This is a genomic window from Bradyrhizobium daqingense, from assembly GCF_021044685.1.
In the GTDB taxonomy this organism is placed as follows: Bacteria; Pseudomonadota; Alphaproteobacteria; order Rhizobiales; family Xanthobacteraceae; genus Bradyrhizobium; species Bradyrhizobium daqingense.
The window spans coordinates 3,998,501-4,020,526 of the sequence record NZ_CP088014.1; the positions used below are offsets into that span (position 1 = coordinate 3,998,501).

Sequence of the window (22,026 nt, forward strand, 5' to 3'; positions counted from 1 at the left end):
CCATGGCCGCATCGAAGATCACAAAAGACGTTTTTGGGACACTGCCCGACGGCCGCAAGGTCGAGCGCATCGTGCTGCGTGGGGACGGCGGCTTCGAGGCGCGCATCATCACCCATGGCGCGGTGCTACAAGCGCTGATCACGCCGGACGCCAAAGGCGGCTATGATGACGTCGTGCTCGGCCATGACGCATTCGCCGGCTACCTCACTGAGCGAAAGTTCTTCGGAGCCACGGTTGGCCGCTATGCCAATCGCATAGCCAAGGGGCGGTTCTCGCTCGATGGCGAGACGGTGCAGCTTGCCGTCAACAACGGCCCCAATGCGCTGCATGGCGGCCTCGATGGTTTCGACCGCAAGCTCTGGGAGATTGCGGAGATCGACGAGGGCGCCGAGCCCGCGGTGACGCTCACCTATGTCAGCCCGCATGGCGAAGAACATTATCCCGGTCGGCTCGGCGTGCGTCTGACCTACCGCATCACGGGACCGACCGAATTGTCGCTCACCATGGAGGCCCGCACGGACCGTCCGACCATCGTTAACCTCACCAACCACAGTTTTTTCAATTTGGAAGGCGCGACCGCCGGCACGCCCATCCTCGATCACAAGCTGACCGTCGCCGCCGAGCATTTCCTTGCGATCGATCCCACCGCCATTCCGTTGCCGGAGCCGCCGCGCAGTGTGGCCGGCACGCCGTTCGATTTTCGCGATGCGAAAGCAGTCGGCGCGCGGATTCGCGAGAGCGATCAGCAATTGCAGAACGGCAGGGGCTATGACCACACCTATTGCCTGGGCCGTGACGGCAAGCTCGCGCTCGCAGCGCGGCTGGAGGCGCCGCGCTCGGGACGCATCATGGAACTGCTCACCGACCACCCCGGCCTTCAGGTCTATTCCGGCAACTATCTCGATGGCACGATTTCAGGGAAGGGAGGCAAGCTCATCCGGCAATCGGATGCGATTTGCCTGGAGCCGCACATTTGGCCTGACGCGCCGAACCGGCCGGACTTCCCAAGCCCTCGGCTCGCACCCGGCGAGGTCTATCGTCATCACACCGTGTATCGCTTTTCGGTGAGGTCACCATGACGGAACAGGTGCCCACGTCTGTCCTCTCGGACCATCCGTGCCATCTCGGCGAGGGGCCGACCTATGACGCGACCACCGACACCGCCTGGTGGTTCGACATCCGTGAAGGGCTGTTGTTCGAGGCGCAACTCGGCAGCGGCGGCATCCGCGTCCATACGCTCGGCCGGATGGCGAGCGCGCTCGGGCGCATCGATGCGGAACGGCACTTGATCGTCGCCGAGGACGGCCTCTATGTCCGCAAGCTCGCCGACGGCGTCATGACGCTGCTCTGTCCGCTCGAAGCCGACAACCCCACGACGCGTTCCAATGACGCGCGGGTGCATCAATCCGGCACGTTCTGGATCGGCACCATGGGCCGCAAGGCGGAGCCCGGGGCAGGCGCGATCTATGCGTTCCATCGCGGCAAGATCTCTCTGCTGTTTCCTCGCATCAGCATTCCGAACTCGATCTGCTTCTCGCCGGACGGTGCGATCGGCTATTTCGCCGATAGTGCGCGCGCCGTGCTCTACAGCGTGCCGCTCAATCCTGCGACCGGCCTGCCGCGTGGCGAGCCCGAGGTGCTGCTACGTCACACTGGCATCGGCGGTCTCGACGGCTCGGTGTGCGATGCCGACGGGCAGATCTGGAACGCGTGCTGGGGTGCGAGCCGCATCGACGTCTACTCGCCACAAGGTGAGCGCCTGCGCTCACTCAGAGTGCCGGCGAAGCAGGCGAGCTGTCCCGCGTTTGTCGGCCCGGACCTGTCGCGCCTCCTCGTCACCTCGGCCTGGCAGGACATGGATGCGGCAGCGCGCGCGGCGGATCCGCAAGCAGGCAAAACGTTTCTGCTGGAGGCTTCCGCGCGCGGTCGCGCGGAGCCCGACGTCAAGCTCGCATAGGAGATCCGGAGCAACCCGACTCTACGTCCCTCGACGAAACGAAGAACAGTCTGACACCCAAAGGGAGTGAAACATGCTGAAATTGAAGACCACATTCCTCGCGCTGGCGCTGGCCGGCGCTGCGACGATGGCCACGAGCGTCGCTGCCTCTGCCCAAAAGGCGACGGTCGGCATCGCCATGCCGACCAAATCTTCGGCGCGCTGGATCGACGACGGCAACAACATGGTCAAGGTGTTGAAGGAGCGCGGTTACAACACCGACCTGCAATATGCCGAGGACGACATTCCGAACCAGCTCTCGCAGGTCGAGAACATGGTGACCAAGGGCGCGAAAGCGCTGGTGATTGCGGCAATCGACGGCACCACGCTCTCCGACGTGCTCAAGCAGGCGAAAGCAAAAGGCATCATCGTGATCGCCTACGACCGCCTGATCCGCGGCACCCCCAATGTCGACTACTACGCAACCTTCGACAATTTCCAGGTCGGCGTGCTCCAGGCGCAATCGATCGAAAAGGGGCTCGGCCTCAAGGAGGGCAAGGGACCCTTCAACATCGAGCTGTTCGGCGGCTCGCCCGACGACAACAACGCCTACTTCTTCTACAACGGCGCCATGAGCGTGCTGAAGCCCTATATCGACAGCGGCAAGCTCGTCGTCGCCTCCGGCCAGATGGGGATGGACAAGGTCGCGACGCTCCGCTGGGACGGCGCCACCGCGCAGGCGCGCATGGACAATCTGCTCAGCGCCTATTACGGCAACAAGAAAATCAATGCCGTGCTGTCGCCCTATGACGGCATCTCGATCGGCATCATTTCCTCGCTGAAGGGCGTCGGCTATGGCAGCGCCGACCAGCCGATGCCGATCATTTCCGGCCAGGACGCCGAAGTGCCGTCGATCAAGGCGATGCTGCGCGGCGACCAGTATTCGACCATCTTCAAGGACACGCGCGACCTCGCCAAGGTCACGGCCGACATGGTCGACGCCGCGCTCGCCGGCAAGCAAGTCACCGTCAACGACACCAAGACCTACGAGAACGGCGTCAAGACGGTGCCGTCCTATCTGCTCAAGCCGGTGGTGGTCTACAAGGACAATTGGGAGAAGGAGCTGGTCGACAGCGGCTACTACAAGAAGTCGCAGTTCCAGTAGGGCTCTCCACTTTTCCTCTCGCTGCGTGCGGGAGAGTGAACGCTTGATGAGGCACGAAAGGCATGTCCACAAACTCGTCATGCCCGGGCTTGTCCCGGGCATCCACGTCCTCGCCGGGCGTGTAGGTGGATGGCCGGGACAAGCTCGGCCATGACGACGCGGAGAAGAACTGGGATATGAAGCAATGACCGCCATGCTGGAGATGCGCAACGTCAGCAAGAGCTTTGCAGGTGTGCAGGCGCTGCGCGACGTCAACTTCTCGGTTCACGCAGGCCAGATCCACGCCCTCGTCGGCGAGAACGGCGCCGGCAAGTCGACGCTGATGAAGGTGTTGAGCGGGGTCTATCCGCACGGCAGCTATGAAGGCACCATCGTCTTCGAGGGCGAGGAGCGTCGCTTCCGCGACATCAACGATTCCGAGGCGCTCGGCATCATCATCATCCATCAGGAGCTGGCGCTGATCCCGCTGATGTCGATCGCCGAGAACATCTTCCTGTCGCATCCGCCGTCGAAGCTCGGCGTCATCGATCGCGACGAGGTGTACCGGCGTACGCGGGACCTGCTCGCGCAGGTCGGCCTGAAGGAATCACCGGATACGTTGATCACCGATCTCGGTGTCGGCAAGCAGCAACTGGTCGAGATCGCCAAGGCCCTGTCCAAGCGGGTGCGCATGCTGATCCTGGACGAGCCGACCGCGAGCCTCAACGAGGCCGACAGCGCCGCGCTGCTCGAACGGCTAATGGCATTTCGCGAGCAGGGCATCGGCTCGATCCTGATCTCGCACAAGCTGAACGAGGTCGCCAAGGTCGCCGACCACATCACGGTGCTGCGCGACGGCCGCACCGTCGACAGCATCGATTGTCGTGCAGAAGCGATCCAGGAGGACCGCATCATCCGGAGCATGGTCAATCGCGATCTCGCTCACCGCTTCCCGGAGCGTAGCGCCAAGATCGGCGAGCCCGTGCTCACCGTCGAGAACTGGTCGGTCTATCACCCCATTCATCCCGAACGGCAGGTGATCAAGAACGTCAATTTCAGCGTCAGGCGAGGCCAGGTCGTAGGCATCGCCGGCCTGATGGGCGCCGGTCGTACCGAATTTGCGATGAGCCTGTTCGGCCGCTCCTGGGGCACCAATATCAGCGGCAGCCTCCGGCTCGAGGGTAGGGAGATGATGCTGCCGAGCGTCGCGGCTGCGATCGACGCCGGCCTTGCCTATGTCACCGAGGACCGCAAGCAGCTCGGCCTGATCCTCGCCGACGACGTCCGCAAGAACATCACGCTGGCAAGCCTCGAACAGGTGGCGCCCAGGAGGGTGATCGACGACATCGCCGAGCTGAAGGTCGCCAGCGACTACCGCAACCGCATGCGCATCCGCTGCTCCGACGTCTATCAGGAGACCGGCCAGCTCTCAGGCGGCAATCAGCAGAAGGTCGTGCTATCGAAATGGCTCATGACCGATCCAAAGGTGCTGATCCTGGACGAGCCGACGCGAGGCATCGATGTGGGTGCCAAGTACGAGATTTACTGTATCATCAACGAGCTGGCGGAGGCAGGCCGCGGCGTCGTGGTCATCTCCTCGGAAATGCCGGAACTGCTGGGCATCTGCGACCGCATCTGCGTCATGAACGAGGGCGCCTTCGTCGGCGAATTCAGGGGATCCGAGGCGACGCAGGAAAAGATCATGCGCGCCATCATGCGCAACGAACGAAGCATTGGGAACGCCGCGCCCGCAGCCGCGGATATGGGAGGAATGCAGCCATGACCGACAAGACGGTGTCGCTGCCCGAGGAGCGCCGCCACGGCAGCTTCATCAAGAACAATTTGCGCAACTACGGCATGCTGATGTCGCTGATCGCGATCATGCTGTTCTTCCAGGTCATGACCGGCGGCACGTTGCTGCAGCCGCTGAATCTCACCAACCTCGTACTGCAGAACAGCTACATCGTCATCATGGCGCTCGGCATGCTGCTGGTGATCGTCACCGGTCACATCGATCTGTCGGTCGGCTCGGTCGCCGGCTTCGTCGGAGCGGTAGCCGCCCTCCTGATGGTGACTTACAAGGTCGACTACACGCTCGCCTTCATCGCCTGCCTGCTGGTCGGTGCCGCCATCGGCGCCGCGCAGGGCTATTGGGTGGCCTATTTCAAGATCCCGTCCTTCATCGTGACGCTGGCGGGCATGCTGGTGTTCAAGGGCCTCGCACTCGCGGTGTTGCAGGGCCAGTCGCTCGGGCCGTTCCCGGCCACCTTCCAGAAACTGTCGTCAGGGTTCATTCCCGAATTGCTGCCCGAGGCCGGCACGCTGCACCCGACCTCCATGCTGATCGGCGCGGTGCTCGCGCTGGGCCTTGTCTACGCCAGCGCCAAGGGCCGTTCGCGCGAGCAGTCGCATGGCATCGAGGTCGAGCCCTATGCGTTCTTCCTGGGCAAGAGCGTTCTGCTCGCCTGTGCCGTACTCTATTTCACCTATCTGATCGCCTCGCATCGGGGCCTGCCGAACGTGCTGGTCATCATGACGGCGCTGATCGCGCTCTACGGTTTCGTCACCCGTCGCACCGTGATCGGCCGGCAGATCTATGCAGTCGGTGGTAACGCCAAGGCGGCGAGCTTGTCGGGCATCAAGACGGAGCGGCTGACCTTCCTCACCTTCGTCAACATGGGCGTGCTCGCCGCGCTCGCTGGCCTCGTCTTCGCCGCGCGCCTCAACACCGCGACCCCGAAGGCCGGTCTCGGCTTCGAGCTCGACGTCATCGCCGCCTGCTTCATCGGCGGCGCCTCGGCCTATGGCGGCGTGGGGCGCGTCGGCGGTGCGGTGGTCGGCGCCATGATCATGGGCGTGATGAACAACGGCATGTCCATCCTCGGCATCGGCATCGACTATCAGCAGGTCATCAAGGGCCTGGTGCTGCTGGGGGCGGTGTGTATCGACGTGTATAACCAGCGTCGGTAGCCGCGACGGCGATGCGGGCAGAGGCGCAACGCGCCGTGCCACCGCGTTTCCGCGATCGATAGTCGACGTCGACAGGGCGCCCGGCAGCTGAGCTATTGCTCATCCAATGGGTATATGATCGAATGGGCGGATGGATCACGGCCGTTCAACGCCCGACCTCATCATCTTCGACTGCGACGGCGTGCTGGTCGACAGCGAGCTGTTGAGCTGCCGCTGCCTGTCCGAAGTGCTGGCCGAATTCGGCTTCGCGCTCAGCGAGGCGCAGGCGCTCGAGCTGTTTCTTGGGCGCAGCACCAAGGCAGTCGAGCAGCATTATCGCGATCTCGGGCAGATCGTGCCCGATGGCTTCCTGCCGCGCTTGAAATGGCGCGTGCTGGAGGCGTTTGCCGACTCGCTCGAACCGATCCCTGGAGTGGGGGCCGTGGTGTCGGAATTGACGGTTCCGTTCTGCTTGGCCTCGTCCAGTGATCTCGATCGAGTCTCGCTCTCCCTCGACGTCACTGGCTTGCGTGCGCATTTCGGCGACCGGCTCTACACGGCCCAAATGGTTGAGCACGGCAAGCCCGCGCCCGATCTCTTCCTTCATGCAGCCGTGCAGATGGGCGCCTCGCCGGCGCGCACGCTGGTGATCGAGGACAGCGTCAGCGGCGTGCAGGCGGGGAAGGCGGCCGGCATGACCGTCTGGGGATTTGTCGGTGGAGGCCATTACGGCGGCCGGGACGGGCAGGCTATATTGTCCGCTGCAGGAGCCGATCGGGTGTTCGGACGCATGAGCGATTTCTGGAAGGGGATGTAAGGCCCGCATGGCCGCCGAGAACGAGAAATCAAGGCTCGACGACGCCGCACGTGCGGGTTGGCTTTATTTCATTGCCGGCCATACCCAGGACGAGATTGCAAGGATGCTTCAGGTCTCGCGCGCCTCGGCGCAGCGGCTGGTGTCGCTCTGCCTCGCCGAGCGGCTGATCACGTTTCGGCTCGAGCATCCCATCGCGGCCTGCATGGAGCTGGCCGCACGCCTGAAGGAGCGCTTCGATCTCGTCCATTGCGAGGTGGTGCCGGCCGACCCTGCGGCCCCGCAGGCCACCGCAGGCATTGCCGAACGATGCGCCAATTTGCTCGATTCCACGCTGCGCTCGGAGACGCCCGTCATCGTCGCGCTCGGCACGGGCCGCGCGGTGCGCGCCGCGGTCGAGCGCGTCACCCCGATCGACCGGCCCAATCACCAGATCGTCTCGCTGGTCGGCAACATCTCCGCCGACGGTTCTGCGAGCTTCTACGACACCGTCGGCCGGCTCGCCGATCGCACCGGCGCCCGGCATTATCCGATGCCGCTGCCGTTCCTGATGTCGTCGGAGGACGAGCGCAACAAGATGGTCCGCATCGAGCCGATCGCCAAGGTGAAGGCGGTCGCGGCCAAGGCGGACTTGCGTCTCGTCGGCATCGGCCAGATGGACCAGAAGGCGCAGGTCCATGTCGACGGCTTCGTCACCCGGGACGAATTGTTCGAGATGATGCGACTGGGCGCAATCGGCGAGATCACCGGCTGGGCCTATGATTCCGAGGGCCGCCTGCTCAAGGCCGGTACCAACAAGCGCCTGACCAGCATCCCGCCGGAAGTCCCGGCCAAGACGATCACGATCGGCGCTGCGGTCGGGGCTGCGAAGGTTGCCGCAATCGCGGCGGCGCTGCGCGGGGGCCTAATCAATGGCCTGATCACCGACGAGACGACGGCGCGGGCGATTTTGGAGCGATAGGCGCAAGTCGGCGGCAATGGCGCTGCGCTCCCTCTCCCGCTTCGCAGGATCTCGTACCACTCCCGCACCGCAGCACTCATAAGTTGCCGAAACGCCCACGCGCCTGCTTGACAAGCGTCGTCCCAATGTTGAACATACGCTCAACGCGTGGGCATATGCTCAAAGACGCGACTTTAGGGAGGTCACCGTGAAGCACGTCCTCGGCGCCGTCTGTGGCGCGTCCGCACTTTTGCTGGCCATCCCCGCGACGGCCGAAACGACCCTGACCATCGCCACCGTCAACAATGGCGACATGATCCGCATGCAGGGGCTCACGAGCGAATTCACCAAGAAGAATCCCGACATCACCGTGAAGTGGGTGACGCTGGAGGAGAACGTGCTGCGCCAGCGCGTCACCACCGATATCGCCACCAAGGGCGGCCAGTTCGACGTACTCACCATCGGCACCTACGAGGTGCCGATCTGGGCCAAGAAGGGCTGGCTGGTGCCGCTTGCCAATCTCGGCGCCGATTACGATGTCGCCGACCTCCTGCCGAAGATCAAGGATGCGGTCTCCACCGACGGCAAGCTCTACGCGGCGCCCTTCTACGGCGAAAGTTCGATGGTGATGTACCGCACCGATCTGTTCGAGAAGGCCGGCCTCAAGATGCCGGAAAAGCCGGCCTGGGACTTCGTGATCGACGCGGCCAAGAAGCTCACCGACAAGAGCGCCGGCACCTACGGCATTTGCCTGCGCGGCAAGGCGGGCTGGGGCGAGAACATGGCGTTCCTGTCGGCCATGGCCAATTCCTACGGTGCGCGCTGGTTCGACGAGAAGTGGCAGCCGCAGTTCAACACGCCGGAATGGAAGGCGACGCTGACGACCTACGTCAATCTCATGAAGGACGCCGGTCCTCCCGGCGCGAGTTCCAACGGCTTCAACGAGAATCTGGCGCTGTTCAATGCCGGCAAATGCGCGATGTGGATCGATGCCACGGTCGCAGCGTCCTTCGTCACCAACCCGAAGGAGTCGAAGGTGGCCGACAAGGTCGGCTTCGCGCTCGCGCCCAACACGGGGCTCGGCAAGAACGCCAACTGGCTGTGGGCCTGGAATCTCGCGATTCCCGCCGGCTCGAAGAAGACCGAGGCGGCCGAGAAGTTCATCGCCTGGGCGACGAGCAAGGACTACACCAAGCTCGTGGCGTCGAAGGAGGGCTGGGCCAACGTGCCGCCGGGCACGCGGACCTCGCTCTACAACAATGAGGACTATCTGAAGGTCGCTCCCTTTGCGAAGCTGACGCTGGCCTCGATCGATGCCGCCGATCCGAACAAGCCCACGGTGAAACCGGTGCCTTATGTCGGCGTGCAATACGCCGCCATTCCCGAATTCCAGGGCATCGGCACCCAGGTGGGCCAGCAATTCTCGGCTGCGCTCGCGGGATCGATGACGGTCGATGCCGCCCTCACGGCCGCGCAATCGGCGACCGAGCGCGAGATGAAGCGCGCTGGCTACATCAAGTGAACCCGGGCTCTTCCTCCTGAGGTCAGACTCGCGGCCATCCGCCATTCCGGATGGGATGGCCGCTTTCTTCCCAAGGTTTCATATTGACGCGTTTTCTTCCCGCGAACCGGTCTGCACTTCGCTCGAAAACGCTCTGAAGGAGAAGTCAGGGATGGCAACCCGGCAGACGCAGATTCTTGCGCGCTCACTCCTGACGCCGGCTGTCGGGCTGCTCTTCATCTGGATGATCGTCCCGCTCGCGCTGACGATCTATTTCTCGACCCTGCATTACAGCCTGCTCGATCCCGGCTCGGAATCCTTCGTCGGCCTGGAGAACTTCCGCTACTTCCTCACCGATCCCGCCTTCCTCGCTTCGCTTCAGAACACCTTGGTGCTGGTCGGCTCGGTCTTGGCGCTCACTATCCTGCTCGGCATTCCCTTGGCGCTTCTGATGGACCAGCCCGTGATCGGACGCAATTTCGTGCGGCTGATGGTGATCGCGCCATTCTTCGTGATGCCGACGGTGAGCGCGCTGGTCTGGAAGAACCTGCTGATGCATCCGGTCTCCGGCCTGTTCGCCTGGCTTGCCTCGCTGTTCGGCCTGACGCCGATCGATTGGTTCAACGACGTGCCGCTGCTCGCGGTCATCCTGATCGTGACCTGGCAATGGCTGCCGTTCGCAACCTTGATCCTGCTCACAGCGCTGCAATCGCTCGACGAGGAACAGAAGGAAGCTGCCGAGATGGATGGCGCCAGCGCGGTTTCGACCTTTATCTACATCACGCTCCCGCACCTTGCGCGCCCCATCACCGTGGTGATCCTGATCGAGACCATCTTCCTGCTCACGGTGTTCGCGGAGATCTTCGTCACCACCGGCGGAGGACCGGGCCTGCAGACCACCAACATCGCCTTCCTGATCTATGCGCAGGCACTGATCCAGTTCGACGTCGGCAGCGCCTCCGCAGGCGGCCTCGTTGCTGTGGTGATCGCCAATATCGTTGCCTTCTTCCTGGTCCGCATCGTCGGCCGCAATTTGGAGGCCTGACATGGCACGGATGGCGACGACGCAGCGGGTGGTGGTCTCGACGATCGGGGCTTGGTTCTTCGGCTTCCTGATCTTCTTCCCGATCCTCTGGATGGTGCTGGCGAGCTTCAAGACCGAGCTCGAGGCATTCGCGATACCGCCATCTTTCCTGTTCTTCCACTGGACCACGGAGAACTATGCGACGGTGCAGGAGCGCAGCGACTATCTGCACCACGCGATGAACTCGATCATCATCGCCGGCGGCTCGACGCTGATTGCGCTCTTGATCGCCATTCCCGCGGCCTGGTCGATGGCGTTCTCGCCGACCAAGCGCACCAAGGACATCCTGCTCTGGATGCTCTCGACCAAGATGATGCCGCCGGTAGGCGTGCTGGTGCCGATCTATCTGATCTACAAGTCTTTCGGCCTGCTCGATTCCCGCATCGGCCTCGTCTTCATCCTGTGCCTCGGGAATTTGCCGATCGTGATCTGGATGCTCTTCACTTACTTCAAGGAAATCCCGCGCGACATCCTGGAGGCCGCGCGCATGGACGGCGCCACCATCGGTCGCGAACTCGTCTATGTCCTGACGCCGATGGCGATCCCAGGACTTGCGTCCACGCTGCTGCTCAATCTGATCCTGGCTTGGAACGAGGCGTTCTGGACGCTCAACCTGTCGACCTCGAACGCCGCGCCGCTCACAACGTTCATCGCGTCCTATTCGAGCCCGGAGGGGCTGTTCTGGGCCAAGCTGTCGGCGGCTTCGACGATGGCGATCGCGCCCATTCTCGTCCTCGGTTGGTTCAGCCAGAAGCAGCTCGTGCGCGGGCTCACCTTTGGCGCAGTGAAGTAGAGGGGCTGCCGGATCATGGGTCAGATCACACTTCAGGGCGTACAGAAATCCTTCGGTCCCGTGCACATCATCAAGGGCGCCGACCTCGACATCGCCGACGGCTCCTTCGTGGTGTTCGTCGGACCCTCCGGCTGCGGCAAGACCACGCTGCTGCGGCTAATCGCTGGGCTCGAAGACGTCTCGGGCGGCAATATCCTGATCGACGGCAAGAACGTCGTCGACACGCCGCCGGCCAAGCGCGGGCTCTCGATGGTGTTCCAGTCTTACGCGCTGTATCCACACATGAGCGTGCGCGGCAATATCGGCTTCGGCCTGAAGATGGCGGGCCTAGCCAAGGACGAGATCAACCGCAAGGTGGAAGCGGCCGCCGCGGCGCTCAACCTCACGCCCTATCTCGATCGTAAGCCGCGCGAGCTTTCCGGCGGCCAGCGCCAGCGGGTCGCGATCGGGCGCGCCATCGTGCGCGAGCCGAAGGCGTTCCTGTTCGACGAGCCGCTCTCCAACCTCGACGCGGCGCTGCGCGTGCAGATGCGCATCGAGGTGACGCGGCTGCAGAAGCAGCTCGGCACCACCGCGATCTACGTCACCCACGACCAGGTCGAGGCCATGACCATGGCCGACAAGATCGTCGTGCTCAATGGCGGCAAGATCGAGCAGTATGGCTCTCCCTTGGAACTCTACGAGAGGCCCGCCAATCTCTTCGTCGCCGGCTTCATCGGCTCACCCAAGATGAACTTCGTCACTGGCGAGCCCGCCTTGCAGAAGGGAGCCGCGACGATCGGCGTCCGTCCGGAGCATCTCAAGATCGAGCGCGACGGCGGCGGGGGCTGGCAGGGCACCATCGCGGTGGCCGAGCATCTCGGCAGCGATACCTTCCTTTACGTCGATGCCGGAGCGCTCGGCATGCTGACGGCGCGCTACATCGGCGAATTGAGCCTGCATGCCGGCGACCGCGTGTCGCTGGCACCGGACCCTGCGCGCATCCATCGCTTCGACGAAAGCGGCAACGCGCTTCGGGGCTGACAAGAAACGGCAAGACAACGGAAAGACGGCCATGTATCTGGAAAAATTCAAGCTTGATGGCAAGACCGCGTTCATCACCGGCGGCGGGCAGGGCATCGGGCTCGCCTGCGCCGAGGCGCTGGCTGAGGCCGGAGCCAGGGTCGTCATCGGCGATCGTGACGGCAAGGTCGCGGACAGTGCAAAGGCCAGCCTGAAGGCCAAAGGCTACGACATCGAGACCGCGATCATGGACGTCACCGATACCAGGCGTGTGGCGGAGGTTGCGGGCGAGCTCGTCGCCCGTCACGGCAAGGTCGACATCCTCGTCAACAATGCCGGCATTGCGCGCAGCGAGACGCCGGCCGAGACCGTCACCGACGAGCATTGGCTCAACGTCATCGACGTCAATCTCAACGGCACCTTCTGGTGCTGCCGCGAGTTCGGCAAGCACATGCTGAAGGCTGGAAGCGGCGCCATCGTCAATGTCGGCTCGATGTCGGGCTTCATCGTCAACAAGCCGCAGGAGCAGTGCTTCTACAACGCCTCCAAGGCCGGCGTGCATCATCTGACCAAGTCGCTCGCGGCCGAATGGGGTGCGCGCGGCATCCGCGTCAACGCGGTGGCGCCGACCTATATCGAAACGCCGCTGAACGCTTTCGTGAAGAGCAATCCCAAGATGTACGACGCCTGGATCGGTGGAACTCCGATGGCGCGGATGGGGCAGGTCGAAGAAATCGCCTCCGTCGTGCTGTTCCTCTCGTCGGAGGCCGCGAGCCTGATGACCGGCAGCATCGTGCTGGTGGATGGCGGCTACACTTGCTGGTAGGCTTGCGTCACAATCGACGAAGCGACCGGGAGCGACAATGCCGCGAGCCTATATCGGCGTCGACGTAGGGACCACGAGCACGCGGGCGGGGGTGTTCGACGAGGCCGGAACGCTGCTCGCGATGGCGCGGCATCCCATCCGGACGTGGCACGAGGCCGGCGACATCGTCGAGCAGTCCTCCCAGGACATCTGGGAGGCCTGCGCGATATCGGTACGCGCGGCGATGACGGAATCCGGCATCGGGCCGGAGAACGTCGCCGGCATCGGCTTCGATGCCACTTGCTCCCTGGTGGTGCTCGACAAGGCCGGCGAGTCGGTCACCGTCAGTGCCTCCGGCGATCCGCAGCGCAACGTCATCGTCTGGATGGACCATCGCGCCACCGCCGAGGCGCGATTGATCAACGAGACCGAGGATCCCGTGCTGCGATATGTCGGCGGCTCGATCTCGCCCGAGATGGAGATGCCGAAGTTGTTGTGGCTGAAGCGGCACCTGCGCGCCAGTTTCGACGCTGCCGGTCATTTCTTCGATTTGGCGGATTACCTGACCTGGCGCGCGACCGGCTCGCTCCAGCGCTCGACTTGCACCGTCACCTGCAAATGGAATTATCTCGCGCATGATGGCAGCTGGAGTGCGCCATTCTTCAAGCGCATCGGGCTGTCGGACTTCGTGAGCGAAAAATATGCCCGCATCGGTACCGAGATCGTCGCCCCCGGCACGCGGCTCGGCGCGGGCCTCACCCACTCGGCCGCGACCGACCTCGGCCTGTCGCCGGCCACGCCGGTCGGGGCCTCCCTGATCGACGCGCATGCCGGCGGCATCGGTGCGATCGGCGGACGCGACGGATCGGGTGGCGCGGCGGATGCCTGCGATCGCCTCGCCTACATCATGGGAACGTCGGCCTGCATCATGGCGACGACGAAGCAGCCATGCTTCGTGCCGGGCGTCTGGGGCCCTTATTATTCCGGCATGGTGCCGGACTTCTGGCTCAATGAGGGCGGCCAGTCGGCCGCGGGCGCCGCAATCGACCATCTGCTCAAATCCCATCCTGGGCATGCCGAGGCCAGCGCGGCAGCGCGCAAGGAGGGCCTCGACCTCATCGACTTCCTCGAACGCCGCATCATCGCGCGCACAGGCGATGCCAGCCGCGCCGCGCTGCTCGCCCGCGATGTCCACGTCATGCCCGAATTCATCGGTAACCGCTCGCCCTACGCTGATCCCGACACGCGCGCGGTAATCGCGGGCCTCGATCTCGACACTGATATCGCTTCAATGGAACGTCTGTTCGTCGCTGGCCTGTGCGGGCTGGCCTATGGGCTTGCCGAGGTGATCGAGGCCTTTGCCGCGCATGGCGTGCGTTCCAGCATCATGATCATGGGTGGCGGCGCCAGCCGAAGCCCGCTGGTGCGGCAGATCATGGCCGACACGACCGGCCTGACCGTCGCGCTGCCGCAAACGAAAGAGCCGGTGCTGCTGGGCGCGGCGATGCTGGGCGCGGTCGCCGGCGGCGCCTATGCCTCGATCGGCGAGACTATGGCGAAAATGTCGGCGCTGGGACGGAAGAGCGAGCCGACCGCGCCCGACATGGCCGCCTTTCACGCCCGCAAGCGCGAGGTCTACAAGCTGCTGCGCGAGGTCGATCGCGGCAGCCGCGCGGCGATGCGCGAAAGCGCGAGAGGTTGAACGGATGCTGATAACGAGCGGCGATGCGCTGATCGATTTCGTGCCGACGCGAAACGCCGACGGCCGCGACGCAGTGATGCCTGCGGTCGGCGGTTCCTGCCTCAACGTCGCGATCGGCATGGCGCGGCTGGGCGCGCCGACCGGTTTTGTCGGCGGCATCTCGACCGATCTGTTCGGGCGCATGATCGCCGATCACGCCGCGGCTTCCAAGGTCGACCTCAGTCTCGCCACTCGCGGCGATCATCAGACCACGCTCGCCTTCGTCCGCATCGTTGCGGGCGAATCGCATTATGCTTTCTACGATGCCGAGACTGCGACGCGGGAATGGACCTATCGGCGCGGAACAATTCCGCTCGGCGGGATCGAGGCGCTGCATGTCGGCTCCACCACGCTGGTCAACGACCGGGGCGCGGCGGAGACGACGGCGCTGGTCGCGGATGCAAGGGCGTCGTCGACGATCTCCTTCGATCCGAACTGTCGCCCGATCCTCGTCAAGGACAAGCCGGCCTACCTCGCGCGCATGGCCGCGTTTGCCGCGACGGCCGATCTCATCAAGATGTCCGACGTCGATTTTTCCTATCTGTTCGGCGACGAGCCGTATCAGCAGCGGGCGACCATGCTGCTCGGGCAGGGCGCGAGCCTCGTCGTCATCACCCGCGGCAACGATGGCGCGATGGCCTGGCACGCGGGAGCAGGGGAGATCGAGGTCGCCTCGCCCAAGGTCGAGGTAGCCGACACGATCGGTGCCGGCGACAGCTTTCAGGCCGCACTGCTGTTCGCCCTGCACAAGCAGGGTCGCATCGCCCGGCAAGTCCTGAAGGACATCAGTGCCGACGAACTCCGCCGTGCGCTGTCCTTCGCCGCCAATTGCGCCGGCCTCACATGCACTCGTCCGGGCGCCGATCCGCCCTGGAGTCACGAGGTGACTTGGAGCTTGTAGCGCGACCTCACATCCGCGCAGCGGCCTTCTCGGCGCATTTGAGGAAGGTCCCGATCAGGGGGCTCTGCGAGTCCCGCCGCCAGCAGACGGCGATATCGAGAGAGTCGGTGACGTCCCGCAGAGGCCTGAACACGACGCCGCGCGGCGCGCCGAGCTGCGCGCAGGCCGGCAAGATGGCGAGACCTTCGCCGGCCAGAACCAGGCTCATCGCCGAATGCACTGTCTCCACCCGGCTGGCGATCGGCATCACGACCTGGTGCCGACGCAACAAGGGGACGACGGCGGAGGAGGCGGGCCCATGGTCCGGATGCGGCAGGGCGATCAGCGGACGCCCCTGCAGCCGGGCCATCGGCACGGAGCTCAGCCGCGCAAGCGGGGAGCGGATCGGCATCGCCAGCATGAAAGGCTGCGCACCGATCCGGGCCACCTGGATCTCGGGATGGTTGATTGCCGGCATGCACAGCGCGACCGTGACGCTGCGGTCGAGCACGCGAGCCTCGCGCGTCGAGGCGCTGAGCTCGGCGAAGCCGAGGTCGACGCCGGGGACCGCGCGGCGCAGCTCGGGGATGAGCCGTGGCAGCATCGCATTCGCCAGCACGAACATGTAACCCACCGACAGCCGTCCTCGCCGCCCCGAAGCAACCGCGCGCGCGGCTTCGGCGCCGTCGGCTGCAAGGGCGAGCGCTTCGCTCGCGCGCGCCAACAACGCCTGACCCGCCTCCGTCAGATCGATGCCGCGAGTTCCGCGGAGGAAGAGCGGCGCGCCGATTTCCGCTTCGAGCTTACGGATCTGGACCGAAAGCGGCGGCTGCGCCATCCGGAGCCGCTCAGCAGCCTTGCCGATGCTGCGCGCCTCGGCGACGGCGACGAAATAGCGGAGCCGGCGAAGGTCCATTGGCATACCGAAAGCATATGGGTTGGCATCAAAAATCGTATTGGACGGAGTTAACAAAACTGTCATTCTCGCTGTCAATGCTTGTCAATGCCTGGGCCAACGGCGGCCCGCCTTCGGAGCGTGATTTGACGATGAGCGGCGATCCCTGTCTCTTGTCCGCAACCGAACTGCGCAGGCTCATCGCCGGAAAGCGGATTTCGCCCGTCGAGATCGTCCGCGCCGTGCTCGCGCGCGCCGAGGCGCTCCAGCCCGAACTGAACTGCTTCATCACGCTGTGCGGTGACGAGGCGTTCGCGGCGGCGCGCGAAGCCGAGCGCAAGGTGATGGCCGGCGAGACGCTCGGCCTGCTGCACGGCATCCCCGTCACCGTCAAGGACATCGTCAACACGAAGGGGGTCAAGACCACCTTCGGCGCCGTTCCCTACAAGGACAATGTGCCGAACGAGGATGCCGTCGCGGTGGCGCGGCTGCGCAGCGAGGGTGCGATCCTGATCGGCAAGACCACGACGCCGGAGTTTGGCAGCAAGTGCCTGACGGACTCGCCCTTGTTCGGCCGCACCCGCAATGCGTGGAGCGCGGAGCGTTCCTCCGGCGGCTCCAGCGGCGGTGCGGCGGTTGCCGTTGCGAGCGGCATCGCGCCGCTCGCGATCGCGACCGACGGCGGCGGCTCGACGCGGATTCCTGCCGCCTGCAACGGCGTGGTGGGCTTGAAGCAGAGCAACGGCGTGATCCCGCACAGTCAGGCGCTCGACGCGTTCGGCAACCAGACCTATGTCACGCCGACCACGCGCACCGTCGCCGACACCGCGCTGATGATGCAGGCGATGGCTGGCGAGGACGCTTGCGACCCCTGGTCGATCGGCGTCCCCGTGCCCGACTTCATCGGTACCGCTGCCCCGCGAGGCGATCTGCGCGGGCAGAGGATCCTGTACTGCCTGGCGCCGCCCGGCCGTCCGGTGTCCGCCGACGTCGCAACCGGCTTCAAGGCGAGCCTCGACCTTCTGGCAGGGCTCGGCGCCGAGCTCGAGGAATTCTCCGGCGAGGGCTTCGACATCGAGCCGATCTGGCGCGCCATCAACCACACGGTCTGGCGTACGCGGTTTGCGAAGCTCGCAGCCGAGCACAGGGACGAGCTGAGCGAGGCATTTCTCAAGCAGCTCGCGCTCGCGACCGAGGTCAGCGGCGTCGACTACCAAGAGGCGATGTTCGCGCGCACCGCGCTGTTCCGCCGGGTGCAATCGCTGCTTGCGCGCGGGCACCTGCTGGCGATGCCGACCCTGACGCGCACCGCGCTGCCGATCGAGCAGGATTTGTTCGGCCGGATCGAGATCGACGGCGAGCATTTCGACAGCGTTCGGCCGCATTGGTTTCCCTGGACCATGCCGTTCAATATGACTGGCCATCCCGCGATCAGCCTGCCCTGCGGCTTTGGCCGCGATGGCCTGCCGATCGGGCTCCAGCTCGTCGGCCGTTTCCGCGGCGACGCCGAACTGCTGCGCGTCGGTGCGCTGTTCGAGGCTTCGAGCGACCTTCTGTCCCGCCGGCCGGCTTGAGGGAAACGGACATGCTGCAAAGAGCTTGCCTCCGCCGTCCAGACATGTTGATCGTGCGGCGAGTGAGCCCTGAAGCCGAGCACGCATGAGCGTCTTTGTCCTCCGACGTCTGTTGACCTTGCTGGCGACGCTGGTCGGTGCATCGCTGATCATTTTCCTGGTGCTCGATGCGCTGCCCGGCAACGCCGCGCAGATGCTGATGGGCGCCGACGCCTCGCCGGACGCGGTCCGCGCGCTCACCGTCAAGCTCGGGCTCGACCAGCCGCTGGCGGTTCGCTACCTGCAATGGATCAAGGGACTGCTGTCCGGCGACCTCGGCAACTCCTATGTCTACGGCACGCCGGTCGCGAGCCTGATCGCGGAGCGGCTGGTGCTGACCGTTCCGCTCGCGATCATGGCCATGACCGTCACGGTGACGCTGGCGCTCTCCGCCGGGATTTACACTGCGGCCAACCACAACAAGCTCGGCGATGTCGGCGTGATGTCGCTGACCCAGGTCGGCATCGCGCTGCCGAACTTCTGGTTCGCGATCCTCCTGGTGCTGCTGTTCTCGGTGCGGCTGCAATGGCTCTCGGCGGGCGGCTTTGCCGGCTGGGAAGACGGCATCTGGCCGGGCGTCAAGTCGCTGCTGCTGCCGGCGATCTCGCTCGCGGTGGTGCAGGCCGCCATCCTCGCGCGCGTCACGCGCTCGGCCGTGCTGGAGGTGCTGCGCGAGGACTTCGTCCGCACCGCGCGGGCAAAAGGGCTCGGCAAGCGCGAGGTGCTGTGGCGTCATGTGTTGCGCAACGCCATGATCCCCGTGATGACGGTGATGGGGCTGCAATTCGCCAATCTGCTCGCCGGCACGATCGTGATCGAGAACGTGTTCTACCTGCCGGGCCTCGGCCGCCTGATCTTCCAGTCGATCGCCAACCGCGACCTGATCGTGGTGCGCAACTGCGTGATGCTGCTGGCGACCATGGTGGTCATCGTCAATTTCGTCGTCGACGTGCTCTATGCCTTCATCGATCCCCGCATCAAGGTCCACGATCTGTGAGCGCGCCCATGACCATCGACGCGTCGCTCGCGACGCGGCCGCTGCCGGCCCGAACGTTCTGGCGCCGCGCGCTGCGCCATCGCAGCTTCGTGCTCGGCGCCACGCTGAGCCTGCTGGTGCTCGGCTCGGCGCTGCTGTCGTTGGTGTGGACGCCCTGGTCGCCCTATGAGATTGACATTGCCTCGAAACTCCGGCCGCCGTCCGCCGCGCACTGGCTCGGCACCGATTCCTTCGGTCGCGACATCGTCTCGCTGCTGCTCGCCGGCGCGCGTTCGACCATCATGGTCGGCATCATCGCCGTCAGCATCGGTCTCACTTTCGGCGTCTGCCTCGGTCTGATCGCCTCAGCCAAGCGCGGCTGGACCGAAGAGATCATCATGCGCTTCGCCGATTTCAGCTTCGCCTTTCCGGCCGTGCTGTCAGCGATCATGCTCGCCGCGGTGGCTGGACCGGGCATGGTGACCTCGATCGTCGCGATCGGCATCTTCCAGATCCCGACCTTGACCCGGCTGGCGCGCGGTTCGGCCAACGCGATTTGGGCGCGCGAATTCGTGTTGGCTGCGCGCGCGGCGGGGAAGGGGCGATTCCGCATCACCATCGAGCACGTGCTGCCGAATATCCTGTCGATCCTGATCGTGCAGGTCACCATCCAGTTCGCGCTCGCCATTCTCGCCGAAGCCGCGCTGTCCTATCTCGGTCTCGGCACGCAGCCGCCGCAGCCGTCCTGGGGCCGGATGCTGAATGATGCGCAGACGCTGCTGTTCCAGTCGCCGATGCTCGCGGTCTATCCGGGTGTCGCGATCGCCATCGCCGTGCTCGGCCTCAATCTCCTTGGTGACGGATTGCGCGACCTGCTCGATCCCAGACTGGCGCGGGAGCGGTGACGATGGCTCATTCCGCAACTGCGCCGTTGATCGAGGTCGCCAATCTCGGCGTGCGTCTCAACACCAGCCGCGGGCCGGCGCAGGCCGTGCGCGGCGTCAGCTTCGCGCTCACGCGCGGCGAGACGCTCGGTCTCGTCGGAGAGTCCGGCTGCGGCAAGTCGGTGACAGCCTTGTCGCTGATGGGCCTGCTGCCGGACAGTGCGGTCGTCACCGGCAGCGCCAAGCTGGATGGCGACGAGCTCGTCGGGCTCTCCGATGCTGATTATTGCGGCCTGCGAGGCAACCGCATCAGCATGATCTTCCAGGAGCCGATGACCGCGCTCAATCCGATGCACACGATCGGCAACCAAGTCGCCGAACCGCTGCGGCGTCACAAGAAATATTCGGCGTCGCAGGCGCGGCGCGAGGCCATCGCCTTGCTCGATCGCGTCGGGCTGCCGGACCCGGCGCGGCGGGTCGATGCCTATCCGCACCAGTTTTCCGGCGGCCAGCGCCAGCGCATCACCATCGCCATGGCGCTCGCCTGCGAACCGGACCTGCTGATCGCGGACGAGCCGACCACGGCGCTCGACGTCACCATCCAGGGCCAGATCCTCGACCTCATCGCCGATCTCGTCGAGGAGCGCGGCATGTCGATGATCCTGATCTCGCACGATCTCGGCGTCATCGCCGAAAACGTGCAGCGCATGATGGTGATGTATGGCGGCACCGTCGTCGAAAGCGGTCCGACCGACGAAGTGTTCCGCCGCATGGGACATCCCTACACGCAGGGCCTGTTCCGCGCCCGTCCCAAGCTCGGCGCGCGCAAGGGGACGCGGCTGAAGACGATCTCGGGCACGGTGCCGGAGCTGGCCGATCTGCCGTCCGGCTGCACCTTCTCCGATCGATGCCCGCTCGTGATCGACCAGTGTCGCGCCGCGCTGCCGCCGATTGTGGATGTCGGCCCCGGCCACTTCGTGCGCTGCATCAGAACGGATGTGTCGATGGCCGAACGCGTCGGAGCGCTGACCGCATGACCGCTGCTTCAGCGCCGCTTCTCGACGTGAAGGATGTGGTGCAGCGTTACACGCTGCCGCGCGAAAGCCTGTTCCGGCCGCCGGGGCAGGTGCGTGCACTCAATGGCGTGAGCGTGCAGGTGGCGGCCGGCAAGAGTCTCGGCGTCGTCGGCGAGTCCGGCTCGGGCAAGTCGACCTTCGCGCGGGTCGTGATGGCGCTGGAGCGGCCGACGTCGGGTCAGGTCGCGCTGCTCGGCCGCGACCTCAACCGCATATCTGCCGACGAGCTGCGGCGTGCGCGCCGCGATTTCCAGATGGTCTTTCAGGATCCCTACGGCTCGCTCGATCCGCGCCAGACCATCGCCCGCATCGTCGCCGAGCCGCTGACCGTGCTGGAGGGCGCCGACCGCACCAAGTTCCGCGACCGCGTCGCTGCGGTGCTGCGCCAGGTGGGGTTGCGCGATGCGGACATGGAGAAGTATCCGCACGAATTCTCCGGCGGCCAGCGCCAGCGCATCGCCATTGCACGCGCCCTGATCACCCAGCCCAAGCTGATCGTCGCCGACGAGCCGGTCTCCGCACTGGACGTCTCCGTGCAGGCGCAGGTTTTGAACCTGATGCAGGACCTCCAGGAGCAGTTCGGCCTCAGCTACATCCTGATCAGCCATGACCTCGCCGTCGTCGACTATCTCTGCGACGAGGTCGCGGTGATGTATCTCGGCCGGATCGTCGAGCAGGGGCGGCCGGAGGATCTGTTCGAGCGCTGCGCCCATCCCTATACGCGCGCGCTGCTGGATGCCGTGCCGCGGGCGCGCGCCGGCGGCGGCCGGCGCAGGCGCGGGGCCCAGGCGATCACCTCGCAAGCGGCGGCGACGACCGGATGCCCCTATGTCTCGCGCTGTGCCCTTGCCGACCAGCATTGCCGCGAGGTCCCGCCTGAGTTACGCAAGGTGGGCGAGGGGCACTTTGCCGCCTGCCACAAGTCGGAAGCCGTGATGGCGTTGCCGCAAGCGGCCATGGAAGGTTAGTGTCCAGGGCAGGATTGGCGTACTA

20 protein-coding genes are annotated in these 22,026 nt (G+C 65.1%); 19 read left to right on the forward strand and 1 reads right to left on the reverse strand.

Going from position 1 to position 22,026, the window contains the following annotated elements; translation table 11 throughout:
* Positions 1–2 precede the first annotated feature (2 nt).
* From LPJ38_RS18940 to LPJ38_RS19005, 14 genes are all read left to right on the forward strand, one after another.
* Entirely contained in the window at positions 3–1,079 is a 1,077-nt protein-coding gene (locus LPJ38_RS18940) for an aldose epimerase family protein (protein WP_145627339.1), read from the forward strand.
* A complete protein-coding gene (locus LPJ38_RS18945; RefSeq protein WP_145627336.1) occupies positions 1,076–1,957 on the forward strand; it encodes an SMP-30/gluconolactonase/LRE family protein in 882 nt (293 codons plus the stop codon). Before LPJ38_RS18940 ends, LPJ38_RS18945 begins: the two co-directional genes overlap by 4 nt.
* 73 nt (positions 1,958–2,030) lie before the next feature.
* Positions 2,031–3,101 (forward strand): multiple monosaccharide ABC transporter substrate-binding protein, encoded by a 1,071-nt coding sequence (gene chvE, locus LPJ38_RS18950; RefSeq protein WP_145627333.1) that lies wholly within the window; start codon positions 2,031–2,033, stop codon positions 3,099–3,101.
* 184 nt (positions 3,102–3,285) lie between these two features.
* Positions 3,286–4,863, forward strand: coding sequence for a multiple monosaccharide ABC transporter ATP-binding protein (gene mmsA / locus LPJ38_RS18955; RefSeq protein ID WP_145627327.1), 1,578 nt, complete (start codon positions 3,286–3,288; stop codon positions 4,861–4,863).
* On the forward strand, positions 4,860–6,050 hold the full coding sequence (gene mmsB, locus LPJ38_RS18960) for a multiple monosaccharide ABC transporter permease (RefSeq protein WP_145627322.1): 1,191 nt from the start codon (positions 4,860–4,862) through the stop codon (positions 6,048–6,050). The genes mmsA and mmsB overlap by 4 nt, the downstream gene beginning before the upstream one ends.
* A gap of 130 nt (positions 6,051–6,180) precedes the next feature.
* The gene (locus LPJ38_RS18965; RefSeq protein ID WP_145627319.1) at positions 6,181–6,846 is read left to right on the forward strand and encodes an HAD family hydrolase; all 666 of its coding nucleotides are present in this window, start codon (positions 6,181–6,183) and stop codon (positions 6,844–6,846) included.
* A gap of 7 nt (positions 6,847–6,853) precedes the next feature.
* A complete protein-coding gene (locus tag LPJ38_RS18970; RefSeq protein ID WP_145627316.1) occupies positions 6,854–7,804 on the forward strand; it encodes a sugar-binding transcriptional regulator in 951 nt (316 codons plus the stop codon).
* Between the two features lie 187 nt (positions 7,805–7,991).
* A complete protein-coding gene (locus tag LPJ38_RS18975; RefSeq protein WP_145627313.1) occupies positions 7,992–9,305 on the forward strand; it encodes an ABC transporter substrate-binding protein in 1,314 nt (437 codons plus the stop codon).
* A 151-nt stretch (positions 9,306–9,456) separates the two neighbouring features.
* Positions 9,457–10,329 carry a carbohydrate ABC transporter permease gene (locus tag LPJ38_RS18980; RefSeq protein WP_145627310.1) on the forward strand — a complete coding sequence of 291 codons (873 nt, stop codon included), beginning with the start codon at positions 9,457–9,459 and terminating at the stop codon, positions 10,327–10,329.
* A 1-nt stretch (position 10,330) separates the two neighbouring features.
* Complete coding sequence (locus LPJ38_RS18985; protein WP_145627307.1) at positions 10,331–11,161, forward strand: carbohydrate ABC transporter permease; 831 nt, start codon at positions 10,331–10,333, stop codon at positions 11,159–11,161.
* 15 nt (positions 11,162–11,176) lie between these two features.
* Positions 11,177–12,184, forward strand: a complete 1,008-nt coding sequence (locus tag LPJ38_RS18990) for an ABC transporter ATP-binding protein (RefSeq protein ID WP_145627305.1) — start codon at positions 11,177–11,179, stop codon at positions 12,182–12,184.
* A 31-nt stretch (positions 12,185–12,215) separates the two neighbouring features.
* Positions 12,216–12,989 carry an SDR family NAD(P)-dependent oxidoreductase gene (locus LPJ38_RS18995; protein ID WP_145627301.1) on the forward strand — a complete coding sequence of 258 codons (774 nt, stop codon included), beginning with the start codon at positions 12,216–12,218 and terminating at the stop codon, positions 12,987–12,989.
* Between the two features lie 37 nt (positions 12,990–13,026).
* Positions 13,027–14,670, forward strand: a complete 1,644-nt coding sequence (locus LPJ38_RS19000) for an FGGY-family carbohydrate kinase (protein WP_145627297.1) — start codon at positions 13,027–13,029, stop codon at positions 14,668–14,670.
* 4 nt (positions 14,671–14,674) lie between these two features.
* Complete coding sequence (locus LPJ38_RS19005; RefSeq protein ID WP_145627293.1) at positions 14,675–15,610, forward strand: carbohydrate kinase family protein; 936 nt, start codon at positions 14,675–14,677, stop codon at positions 15,608–15,610.
* Between the two features lie 7 nt (positions 15,611–15,617).
* Here the strand turns inward: LPJ38_RS19005 and LPJ38_RS19010 are convergent, their stop codons facing one another.
* Complete coding sequence (locus LPJ38_RS19010) at positions 15,618–16,505, reverse strand: LysR family transcriptional regulator (protein ID WP_145627289.1); 888 nt, start codon at positions 16,503–16,505, stop codon at positions 15,618–15,620.
* Positions 16,506–16,636: 131 nt separating this feature from the next.
* Between LPJ38_RS19010 and LPJ38_RS19015 the strand changes: the two genes are divergently transcribed.
* The 5 genes from LPJ38_RS19015 (at position 16,637) to LPJ38_RS19035 (ending at position 22,001) form a co-directional block, all read left to right on the forward strand.
* A complete protein-coding gene (locus LPJ38_RS19015; RefSeq protein ID WP_167520178.1) occupies positions 16,637–18,058 on the forward strand; it encodes an amidase in 1,422 nt (473 codons plus the stop codon).
* 85 nt (positions 18,059–18,143) lie between these two features.
* Positions 18,144–19,094 (forward strand): ABC transporter permease, encoded by a 951-nt coding sequence (locus LPJ38_RS19020; RefSeq protein WP_145627282.1) that lies wholly within the window; start codon positions 18,144–18,146, stop codon positions 19,092–19,094.
* Positions 19,091–19,978: an ABC transporter permease gene (locus tag LPJ38_RS19025; RefSeq protein ID WP_145627279.1), complete on the forward strand. Its 888-nt coding sequence runs from the start codon at positions 19,091–19,093 to the stop codon at positions 19,976–19,978. The genes LPJ38_RS19020 and LPJ38_RS19025 overlap by 4 nt, the downstream gene beginning before the upstream one ends.
* Positions 19,979–19,980: 2 nt before the next feature.
* Positions 19,981–20,994, forward strand: a complete 1,014-nt coding sequence (locus tag LPJ38_RS19030) for an ABC transporter ATP-binding protein (RefSeq protein ID WP_167520177.1) — start codon at positions 19,981–19,983, stop codon at positions 20,992–20,994.
* On the forward strand, positions 20,991–22,001 hold the full coding sequence (locus tag LPJ38_RS19035) for an ABC transporter ATP-binding protein (protein ID WP_145627272.1): 1,011 nt from the start codon (positions 20,991–20,993) through the stop codon (positions 21,999–22,001). Before LPJ38_RS19030 ends, LPJ38_RS19035 begins: the two co-directional genes overlap by 4 nt.
* Positions 22,002–22,026: the final 25 nt, after the last annotated feature.

Excerpts from the sequence above, each read along its gene's own strand:
- LPJ38_RS18945 (WP_145627336.1), top strand. The coding sequence starts at position 1,076 with ATGACGGAACAGGTGCCCACGTCTGTCCTCTCGGACCATCCGTGCCAT.
- LPJ38_RS18995 (WP_145627301.1), top strand. The coding sequence starts at position 12,216 with ATGTATCTGGAAAAATTCAAGCTTGATGGCAAGACCGCGTTCATCACC.
- LPJ38_RS19035 (WP_145627272.1), top strand. The coding sequence starts at position 20,991 with ATGACCGCTGCTTCAGCGCCGCTTCTCGACGTGAAGGATGTGGTGCAG.
- LPJ38_RS19020 (WP_145627282.1), top strand. The coding sequence starts at position 18,144 with ATGAGCGTCTTTGTCCTCCGACGTCTGTTGACCTTGCTGGCGACGCTG.
- LPJ38_RS18940 (WP_145627339.1), top strand. The coding sequence starts at position 3 with ATGGCCGCATCGAAGATCACAAAAGACGTTTTTGGGACACTGCCCGAC.
- LPJ38_RS18965 (WP_145627319.1), top strand. The coding sequence starts at position 6,181 with ATGGATCACGGCCGTTCAACGCCCGACCTCATCATCTTCGACTGCGAC.
- LPJ38_RS18980 (WP_145627310.1), top strand. The coding sequence starts at position 9,457 with ATGGCAACCCGGCAGACGCAGATTCTTGCGCGCTCACTCCTGACGCCG.
- LPJ38_RS18970 (WP_145627316.1), top strand. The coding sequence starts at position 6,854 with ATGGCCGCCGAGAACGAGAAATCAAGGCTCGACGACGCCGCACGTGCG.
- mmsA (WP_145627327.1), top strand. The coding sequence starts at position 3,286 with ATGACCGCCATGCTGGAGATGCGCAACGTCAGCAAGAGCTTTGCAGGT.
- mmsB (WP_145627322.1), top strand. The coding sequence starts at position 4,860 with ATGACCGACAAGACGGTGTCGCTGCCCGAGGAGCGCCGCCACGGCAGC.
- chvE (WP_145627333.1), top strand. The coding sequence starts at position 2,031 with ATGCTGAAATTGAAGACCACATTCCTCGCGCTGGCGCTGGCCGGCGCT.
- LPJ38_RS19030 (WP_167520177.1), top strand. The coding sequence starts at position 19,981 with ATGGCTCATTCCGCAACTGCGCCGTTGATCGAGGTCGCCAATCTCGGC.
- LPJ38_RS19010 (WP_145627289.1), bottom strand. The coding sequence starts at position 16,505 with ATGGACCTTCGCCGGCTCCGCTATTTCGTCGCCGTCGCCGAGGCGCGC.
- LPJ38_RS18985 (WP_145627307.1), top strand. The coding sequence starts at position 10,331 with ATGGCACGGATGGCGACGACGCAGCGGGTGGTGGTCTCGACGATCGGG.
- LPJ38_RS18990 (WP_145627305.1), top strand. The coding sequence starts at position 11,177 with ATGGGTCAGATCACACTTCAGGGCGTACAGAAATCCTTCGGTCCCGTG.
- LPJ38_RS19015 (WP_167520178.1), top strand. The coding sequence starts at position 16,637 with ATGAGCGGCGATCCCTGTCTCTTGTCCGCAACCGAACTGCGCAGGCTC.
- LPJ38_RS19005 (WP_145627293.1), top strand. The coding sequence starts at position 14,675 with ATGCTGATAACGAGCGGCGATGCGCTGATCGATTTCGTGCCGACGCGA.
- LPJ38_RS19000 (WP_145627297.1), top strand. The coding sequence starts at position 13,027 with ATGCCGCGAGCCTATATCGGCGTCGACGTAGGGACCACGAGCACGCGG.